Here is an 8,427-nt window from a genome sequence, read left to right as displayed (position 1 = left end):
CACCGTTTTCGACCGTACATTCCTGGCCATCCGGCTGCGTTTCGATCAGCACCTGGTAGGTCTCGCCCTCTTCCAGCTCTGTATCGAAGCTGAATGCGCCGTCGTCATCAATAGTCAACGATTCATCGCCATTGAGCTCCAACACCAGCGGCTCGGCCCCCAATCCGCTGACCTCGCCACCGATGGCAAAAGTCTCTGCCTCACCAACCTCGTCGTCATCGCTGCTACTGGAGCAGGCTGCCAGCCCACCCAACGATAGGGCCAGCGTTGACACAAGAAGCGCGGGCAATAAGCGTGTGCGCATTATTTGATCATCAAATGTCTGATTGCTCATGAAAATCTCTCCGTTTCCTCCCTGTCTGGCCACCGAAGGCAGCCAGAGACTGCGAATATCGACAGTAAGAGGTCTGAATGTCGAGCAGGTCCCCGCAAAAAGAGAGCAATAACCCAAGAAGCTCCCCCATAGCGCCTGTCTCGTTAACGCTTCCAGGATCCGGCAGTCGAAACTTGCTGCTATCTTCGTGAATCCAGCCGATTGCCATTTCTAGAGGATTCCACCCTCTACCTTAGTCCCCGGCTCTGTGGCTGCCACCCCCCACGTGGGGGACCATCTTTGGGCCTCTGGCGCGCTAAGGGTGGCCTTTCGCAAGCTGCAATGAGCCGGACTGGGGTCGAGGAGCCCACGGTTAGGGCCTTTGGGGCGAGGAGCGGCCTGTAGAAGAGAGGGAGGCTGGCGCCCCCCTTAAGCCGAAAACAGGCGGATCGGGACAGGTTGGAACTGCAGCTCTCAGGCGCCAGCCACAATAATTTGGTCCGCCTGCGCGAAAAGAAAGGCTATGAGCAAAATCCACCACAGCGCACCTGACGACGATATCCGCCCGCAAGTGGAAGAATTCGACGGCACCAGCCGCTACTGGGACTGTCCGATGCACACAGGGTCACGGAGGCGAACAGAAATTTAGTGTCCCTGAAATCGGCAGGCTAGCGAATCGAGTAGTGGGTTTCCTGGTCTCACTTGTCTCTTCTGCCGATTACGCAACAGGCAGGGAGATGAAGATACAGGTCCCCGCACTGGCCGGCATCCAGGCGGGCGCCGGACCAGTAGGAGTTGGGGGACGAATACAATGAGGCCCAGTCGCAACCATCCCATTCGGACTCATTCCAGGTACATTCCTGTTCCGCGTCCGCGGAGTCCCCACCGTCACTACTACTGCAAGCAGCAGCGAACAGGAAAAGAAAGACGAGGGTGGCTGCGAGTCCACAGCGGCCCCAAACACGCTCCGCATTAACAGTTCCACGACGCTCCATTACTCACCTCCCTGCGGAAGGGCATCATATTCGATACTGAGGGAGTAGACGACGATACTGCCATCGTACTCGTCGTCGCTTGCAGAGCGCTGAATATTAGCGAGCCAGATCTCGCCAGTCATACGGGATTCAGGAACACCCGCAGTAGTCAGGTAGACCACCTGATCGTCTTCAATCATTACGTCGTCAAAACGGATCCCTGAACTACCGGAAAAAGGTTCTCCAGAGTTGAGGGAATGGGCGCGGGTGAAGGAAGCGAAGAGGGCCGGGTTTCCGAACAAGGACTTGAAACTTAGAATGAACCTCACATCGCCGCCGGCCTAATCAATCGGGCGCGGTACACTGAATCTGAGCTCACCACCACTGGTAGGGATTCGTACCCCGCGTGTAAACGGATCGGCATCGCCAAAGATTCGCATGGCATTCGCCGGGATATCGATCCGGCGACGGACCGTTCCCACCTCCAGATCCTCTAACCGTTGCGACATTTCATCGAGCGTATCTTGCTGGTCGTCCACCTGGTCAGATGTGGCGAGCAAGTCCTGCTCTATTTGTTCCATGAGGTCGCTGAGGAACTCGAAGTTCTCGTTCACCTGGCTCGCCTGAGCTGGCTCACCCGCTTCAAACTGATGGGGCACATCCTGTGCAGTTAGCTGATTTGCACCAAGGGCAAGAATGGGCGCAGTCACTAGCGCCATCGCTGTTTTGAGGCCAATGCTCATATCGTTTTTCCCCCTTCCCTTTATCTCATCGTTAACTTGCTGCCACTGCGGCGATTCAGACGAAAACGTAAAATTCCGCCGCAGACAGACACTTGCGGAGGCGCTCTAAAGCTAGAACAAGATTGAAACCTGAACCACCCCCCATGCGAGGGACCCGCTTCGCACACAATTTTCGGCGCCGAAGATCAGGAAACCAAGGCTGGGAAGACAGGGATGCCAGAAACTGGTTTAGAGCTATTGGTCAGGGCCGGCGTCTTAAGGTCGGCCGAGGCTCCGCCATCAGGGTAGATGCCGAGCCATTGGGGCCAGCAGTCTGCAAGTCTTGGAAATCGTTGCGACCGACCGCCACAGGAGGGATCAGGCGATCGAAATGCCAGGGTGCTGAATCCACCGAATCTTTCCTTGTTTGTCTCCCTTTATGGGGTCAAGGAAGCAAGGGAACCGCCCAACTCAGACGAGTCGGGCGGCCCCTCCATTCAGGCCCCACTGCTCAGCCTCTACGCTGAGTCTGAGGGTCGATCGCACAGCCTTCAATGCACTGGCAGCTTGGATGTCCAGGCATCCCGGTGAATGCGCCAATTGCCGTTTGCGTATTTCCAGGCAATCAGATACTTGCCCTCATCGAGGGTCTTTCCATCCTCACCGACCATTGTGTAACGGCCGGCATCAAGTGCAATGTCACCGAAACGTTCCACTGAGATCGGCTCTAGCTTGGTGCTCTTGAGCCCGGAATCAAATACCCTTTTCCAGTACTTCTTGAGCGCACTCTGACCCTGGATCATATCTTCACCAGGTGCGAGTACCAGCGCATCGTCCGTATAGAGCTTGCTCAGAGCTTCGGCATCATGCGCGGCAAACTGCGTTGTGAACTGCTCATCCATGCGACGGATTTCTGTCCCAATATCGCTTTGTTTTTGCATGTTCGTTCCCTCCTCGAAGAAACGCAGCGAATTGCCATCACTGTCGCGAAACGCCATCCCGAACAAGGAGATGGTGAATATCCGCAGCAGGACAGCGCCTGTCAGACTGGCCGGGCTCCACCATGGGGAGAGACCCGGGTCGGGCCAAACGCCTGTTCAGCTACCGGGTGCCTCCCGCCGGCCAGGCGGGGAGTCAGGACGTTCCACGAGAAGAAAAAGCTCTCTCAGAGCAGAATGCCAGCCGAACGGCAGGACCTGGAGGTGAATGAAATATAGACCAAACCGGGGCAAAAGCAAGATATTTGGACTGAATATATTTTCCGTATTTTCAATAAGTTACCAGCCCCTCTCTGACTGGACGCATGGCGTGAACGACGGCGGCGAAAGCCGACTCACGCGGCCAGTCCCAGCCTCAGGAAATGGCCAAAAACAGCTCGCGCCAGACCGAATAACCAATGTATGAATCTCTGCCGCCAGGATATCGACGGCAGCAGCTGCTTTCGGGGCATTCGCGTTGCGGCTTGAGCCATTCCGCCTTGCCTCGCCCTCCGGGCGGCGATAAAGTGCCGGGAATTTTGCACGTATCACCCTGCCGGGAGGGGGCGCAGGTGAAAAAACCTTTCTATGGTCTCATCGCTGGTCTGATCGCTGTCGGTGGCTTCTATTTTTATCAGGTCCACCAGATTAATAGCGCCGTGGACGACATTAGCCGCCAGCTTTCGCCTGTTGGGCGGCTGGAGCACGGTGGCGCAAGCTTTTCTCCGTTTGGTGAAGCCCGCATTAACCGACTGCGATTTACTCCCCATGATGGTAATGACGAGATTGCGATTCGCCGAGTCGCCGTCCGGACCGATGGCTTGCTCAATCTCCTACGGCTCAAAAACACCGTATAGGATGGCCGGCTGCCGCCTGAGCTGGGCATTTCTCTCCGCGGTCTCCGCCTATCTTCGGATAGCTTCCTATTTGAACGAAACGAGCAAGGAGGGCTTGGCATAGGCTTGCCATTCGAAGCCGCCGGCTGTGGTGACCGCCTGACCTTCAGCAGCGGTGACCTGATCCGGATGGGATTCTTTACCCTCACCGGATCCATCGATACGGGATATGAGACTTCAGGCCAGGTGGATCGAATAGACTGGTCACTGGATAGCGTCGTCGACGGAGTCAATCGTACACACTTCCGTGCGAGCATGGATATTGATGCCCGCTCATATGAGTTTCAGGACTTGTATATGGCAGCAAGCTCCATGCGCTTCGGCTCATTCACTCTCGAGCATGAAGACTTGGGCTATTATGATCGCGTCATGGCCTTTTGTGCCGAAGAGATGGAGCTGCCCATGGATGAATACATCGATCATCATGTGGACCAGTGGCAGCTCCGTTGGCTTGAGGAGGGTCTGGTGGCCGGCCCAGAGATGGTCGCTAGCTATCGTTCATTCCTTAATGAGCCCGGGCGGTTGAGTATTCAGATTTTCCCCACCGGGGATTTGTTCAGTCTCTTCGCCCAGAGCGCCTCTCCCGCCCGTCTGCTCAGGAATCTCGATATTCGGGTGTCCCGGGATGGACAGGAGCCCCAGCGGCTGGACCTACGGAGAGCAAGCCGGGAGGACCAGGAAGCGGTGGCCGGATCCAGGCGGTCTTGGTCACGACCCTCCGGGGATGATTCGTCCTCTGTGGATGAGAACGATGCTCCCGAGTGGGCAGAGCCAGGCTGGACCACGGTAGCGGTAGACAACGTTGCCCAGCATCAAGGCGCTCAAGTGAGTATCACCCTCAAGAGCGGTCGAGAGCGAGCCGGCCGCCTGAATACGATTGGAGAACGTCGACTCATCATCGAGCAGCGTATGCGGGGCCCTGTGTGTCAACATCCCTCCCAACAGCACCTGATCGGTTTTATCTGTAATATTCAGGGTGCTAACGGAGTAAAGCGATGTCTGATTCCAATGAGGTTGTCACTGCTCCGCGCCTGGAAAAGCGTACTCGCCGTCGATTCAGTGTATCCGAGAAGAAGCGCCTTCTGGCGGAGGCCGAAGCATTGCCGCACGGCGAGAAAGGCGCTTGGCTGCGTCGGCAAGGCCTTTACGCCGGTCAGCTATCGACCTGGCGTAAGGAGTTAGCCGAGCAACTGATTGATCTCCAAAAAAAGTATTGCACGTGTTCCACAGCGACAAAGACGGGAACAGGTCGTGAGCTGCCTAGCTGCGTTGCCGGCTGGCGTACCCAAGGCACAGGCCTGCTGAGCCTTGGACGTACCGCGACACTGGTGCTACCCGGATCGCCGCCAACGCCAGCGGGCCACAAAGCCCAGTGGCCGAGGGCGCGGGTTGTCGGAATCTGAACAGCGGCGCATCTTCGATGCGCTGCACTCCTATCGCTTCCTGGACGCCGCCCCGCGCGAGGTTTACGCGACGTTGCTCAGCGAGGGCTCTTTGCTGGGCTCAGTCTCGACAATGTATCGCTTGCTCCGTGGGCGAAAACAAACCCGCGAACGTCGCAATCAGCGTCCGGCACAGCAGCACGTCAAGCCGCAACTGGAGGCCACGGGCCCAGATCAGGTCTACACTTGGGACATCACGAAGCTGCCAACGATCACTCGCAGCTTTTACCTGTGTCTGTACGTCATCCTAGACCTGTTCAGCCGATATACCGTTGGCTGGATGGTCTCGCGCAAGGAGAACGCCGGCCTGGCGTGTCACCTGTTCCGAGAGGTTCTCTCGCGCCGGGCCATCTAGCCCAATGAGCTGATTGTCCATCAAGATCGCGGCTCGCCGATGATCGCTCACAGTTTCGGTGATTTGTTGACCGACCTTGGCGTTGAACGAAGCTTCTCAAGGCCGAGAGTCAGCAACGACAATCCGTTCAGCGAGAGCCAATTCAAGACTACCAAGTACTGGTCGAGCTACCCGGGTCGCTTCCAGAATGCCGCCCATGCCCGACATTGGTGCAGCGAATTCTTCCCAGCCTACAGTCGCCGACCGCACGAAGGCTTGGCACTGTTTACGCCTGAAGATCTCTACACCGGACGCTTCGAAGCACTCTGGCGAGTGCACCAGGCGGCCATGGATCAGCACTATGCGGCCCATCCTGAGCGTTACGTCAAAGGGCCGCCCCGAGTGGCCAGGCCACCCGAGTTAGTCTCGATCAATCCCGATGACGGTCAAACCGCAGCGAAGCTGCTTAACCAGCCGGATGCGTTCCAGGTCTCACCAACACCGGTCAGCACGGAGCTGCCCGAGGTTGTTACATAGAAAACGTTGCCGATGTGTTGGGATTATGTTGACACGTTCCGTACCGGCTTCGGCCAGGCCCAAGGTTGTCAGCATCGCCTTCTGGTCTGGAATTGGGGCCCTCGCTTTCGCGGGCATGCGGATAGCCGAAGGCGTTGCGATATCGACAGCCACCTTCCAGAACGGAGCGGATAAGATCCGGTTGCTCACCCGCACTTCGAGTCGCCGCAGGACAGGCACGTCAAACACCCGTCCATCATAACCACGGCCGCCGTATTGCACTTGGTGCAAAGCTGGGCACCGGCCGGGAAGCCGGCGTCGTTGCTGTTGCTGCTGCCGTCTTCGGCGAAGGCGTCTTTTTGGCCGTGGGCGGCTTCGTATTCGGCGCGTTTTTGTTCGATGAGTTTTTTCTGGTGTTCGTCCAGGTCGGTGGGTTGGATCATGCCGATCTTGGTGAGATGCCGTTCGATGACTTCGCCGATTTCGGCGATCAGGGAAGGCATGAACTTGCCGCCGGGTTTCCAGTAGCCGCCGCGGGGGTCGAAGACGGCCTGGAGTTCTTCCACGAGGAAGGTGACGTCGCCGCCTTTGCGGAACACGGCGGAGATCACTCGGGTGAGGGCGACGATCCACTGATAGTGGTCGAGGTTCTTGGAGTTGATGAAGATCTCGAAGGGGCGGCGGACTTCTTGCTCGGTACCCTGGTTCAGGATGATGTCGTTGATGGTGATGTACATGGCGTGGTCGGCCACGGGGGGCTTGACCTTGTAGGTGGAGCCGATGAGTTCATCGGGGCGCTCCAGGGTTTCGGTCATGTGCACCACGTTGCCTTCACGGCGGAATTCGCCGTGGGCTTCGGCCGGGGCTTTTTCGGCCGGTTCGGGTTGTTTGGCGGTTTCGTCTTCGGGCTTTTTGATGGCGTAGGAGACGATTTTCTTTTCGATTTTGATGGGCATGGGTCGGTCCTCTCTAAATCTTGTTTGGTGGTTGCCTTAGCCGCTGATCGCGAATGAATTCGCTCCTACGGCTTCTTGGCTCCGTTCCATTGTTTGTCTGCTGTTTGGGTGGCACGGCAGCCTGGCGCTTGAATCGCGGATGAATCCGCTCCTACGGTGCCTGTTGGTGCTGCCGTGCTTTCCTCTGTTGTTTGCCTTAGAAGCGGCCGTAGTAGCCCTCTTTGATGGCGTCGTAGAGGTTGGCGGCGGTGTGGGTTTCGCCGTCGTATTCGATTTCTTCGTCGCCTTTGACTTCCACGGTGCTGCCGTCTTCCAGGGTGAAGGTGTAGGTGGTGTTCTTGAGGTCGTCCTCGCGCACCAGTACGCCCTGGAAGGCTTCCGGGTTGAAGCGGAAGGTGGTGCAGCCCTTGAGGCCGTTTTCGTAGGCGTAGAGATAGATGCCCTTGAAGTCCTCGTAGTCGTAGTCGGTGGGCACGTTGGCGGTCTTGGAAATGGAGCTGTCGACCCATTTCTGGGCGGCGGCCTGCATGTCCACGTGCTGCACCGGGGTGATTTCCTCGGCGGTGATGAAGTAAGGCGGCAGTTTCTCGCCCTCTTCCTCGCTGCTGGGCATGGCGCGGGGGTTGATCAGTTCCCGGTAGGCCAGGAGCTCAAAGCTGAAGACATCCACCTTTTCCTTGGACTTCTTGCCTTCGCGGATCACGTTGCGGAAGTAGTGATGGGCGAAGCTGGGCTCAATGCCGTTGGAGGCATTGTTGGCCAGGGACAGGGAGATGGTGCCCGTGGGTGCGATGGAGCTGTGGTGGGTGAAGCGGGCGCCGGTTTCGGCGAGCTTGTTGACCAGCTCGGGGTTTTCCTCGGCGATCTTTTGCATGTAGCGGCTGTACTTGGCATGCAGGAGACGGCCGGGGATCTTCTGGCCGGCTTTCCAGCCGTCGCGCTTCATCTCGGGGCGCTTGCGCAGCATCTCCTCGGTGACCGTGAACTCTTCGACCATGATCGGGGCCGGGCCTTTTTCCTCGGCCAGCTCCAGGCCCGCTTCCCAGCCGGCCAGGGCCAGTTCCCGGGCGACCTTGTCGGTGAATTCCACCGAGGCGGGGGAGCCGTACTTCATGCACATCATGGTGACGGTGGAACCGAGACCCAGAAAGCCCATGCCGTGGCGGCGCTTGCGGCGAATCTCACCTTCCTGCTGCTCCAGCGGCAGGCCGTTGATCTCGACCACGTTGTCGAGCATGCGGGTGAAGACCTTGACCACTTCCTTGTAGTTGTCCCAGTCGAAGCGGGCCTTGTCGGT

General features: G+C 57.9%; 9 protein-coding genes and 1 pseudogene. 4 read left to right on the top strand and 6 right to left on the bottom strand.

The window, feature by feature from the left end; all coding sequences use genetic code 11:
* The 4 genes and pseudogenes from VCB98_RS13310 to VCB98_RS13295 form a co-directional block, all read right to left on the bottom strand.
* A pseudogene (locus VCB98_RS13310) lies at nt 1-334 on the bottom strand (hypothetical protein); the annotation flags it as partial.
* Between the two features lie 973 nt (nt 335-1,307).
* Entirely contained in the window at nt 1,308-1,487 is a 180-nt protein-coding gene (locus VCB98_RS13305; protein ID WP_346053345.1) for a hypothetical protein, read from the bottom strand.
* Between the two features lie 141 nt (nt 1,488-1,628).
* Nucleotides 1,629-2,030, bottom strand: a complete 402-nt coding sequence (locus VCB98_RS13300) for a hypothetical protein (protein WP_346053343.1) — start codon at nt 2,028-2,030, stop codon at nt 1,629-1,631.
* Between the two features lie 530 nt (nt 2,031-2,560).
* Nucleotides 2,561-2,950 carry a YybH family protein gene (locus tag VCB98_RS13295; protein WP_346053341.1) on the bottom strand — a complete coding sequence of 130 codons (390 nt, stop codon included), beginning with the start codon at nt 2,948-2,950 and terminating at the stop codon, nt 2,561-2,563.
* 608 nt (nt 2,951-3,558) lie between these two features.
* Here VCB98_RS13295 and VCB98_RS13290 point away from each other — a divergent pair.
* The 4 genes from VCB98_RS13290 (at nt 3,559) to VCB98_RS13275 (ending at nt 6,195) form a co-directional block, all read left to right on the top strand.
* Complete coding sequence (locus VCB98_RS13290) at nt 3,559-3,843, top strand: hypothetical protein (RefSeq protein WP_346053340.1); 285 nt, start codon at nt 3,559-3,561, stop codon at nt 3,841-3,843.
* A gap of 105 nt (nt 3,844-3,948) precedes the next feature.
* Nucleotides 3,949-5,064 carry an aq_1923 C-terminal domain gene (locus VCB98_RS13285; RefSeq protein WP_346053339.1) on the top strand — a complete coding sequence of 372 codons (1,116 nt, stop codon included), beginning with the start codon at nt 3,949-3,951 and terminating at the stop codon, nt 5,062-5,064.
* A gap of 207 nt (nt 5,065-5,271) precedes the next feature.
* The gene (locus tag VCB98_RS13280; RefSeq protein ID WP_346053338.1) at nt 5,272-5,679 is read left to right on the top strand and encodes a DDE-type integrase/transposase/recombinase; all 408 of its coding nucleotides are present in this window, start codon (nt 5,272-5,274) and stop codon (nt 5,677-5,679) included.
* 39 nt (nt 5,680-5,718) lie between these two features.
* Nucleotides 5,719-6,195 (top strand): integrase core domain-containing protein, encoded by a 477-nt coding sequence (locus tag VCB98_RS13275; RefSeq protein WP_346053336.1) that lies wholly within the window; start codon nt 5,719-5,721, stop codon nt 6,193-6,195.
* 185 nt (nt 6,196-6,380) lie between these two features.
* Here the strand turns inward: VCB98_RS13275 and VCB98_RS13270 are convergent, their stop codons facing one another.
* Both VCB98_RS13270 and VCB98_RS13265 read right to left on the bottom strand, forming a co-directional pair.
* Nucleotides 6,381-7,130, bottom strand: a complete 750-nt coding sequence (locus VCB98_RS13270; protein WP_346053334.1) for a TSCPD domain-containing protein — start codon at nt 7,128-7,130, stop codon at nt 6,381-6,383.
* 196 nt (nt 7,131-7,326) lie between these two features.
* A partial coding sequence (locus VCB98_RS13265) for a ribonucleotide reductase barrel domain-containing protein (RefSeq protein ID WP_510184524.1) occupies nt 7,327-8,427 on the bottom strand: 1,101 nt, incomplete at its 5' end.

It is taken from the genome of Natronospira elongata (genome assembly GCF_034931365.1).
In the GTDB taxonomy this organism is placed as follows: Bacteria; Pseudomonadota; Gammaproteobacteria; order Natronospirales; family Natronospiraceae; genus Natronospira; species Natronospira elongata.
Note: the sequence above shows the minus strand (reverse complement) of the source record. Positions and strands in the feature narration are given on the sequence as shown.

Excerpts from the sequence above, each read along its gene's own strand:
- VCB98_RS13305 (WP_346053345.1), bottom strand. The coding sequence starts at position 1,487 with ATGATTGAAGACGATCAGGTGGTCTACCTGACTACTGCGGGTGTTCCT.
- VCB98_RS13300 (WP_346053343.1), bottom strand. The coding sequence starts at position 2,030 with ATGAGCATTGGCCTCAAAACAGCGATGGCGCTAGTGACTGCGCCCATT.
- VCB98_RS13295 (WP_346053341.1), bottom strand. The coding sequence starts at position 2,950 with ATGCAAAAACAAAGCGATATTGGGACAGAAATCCGTCGCATGGATGAG.
- VCB98_RS13275 (WP_346053336.1), top strand. The coding sequence starts at position 5,719 with ATGATCGCTCACAGTTTCGGTGATTTGTTGACCGACCTTGGCGTTGAA.
- VCB98_RS13270 (WP_346053334.1), bottom strand. The coding sequence starts at position 7,130 with ATGCCCATCAAAATCGAAAAGAAAATCGTCTCCTACGCCATCAAAAAG.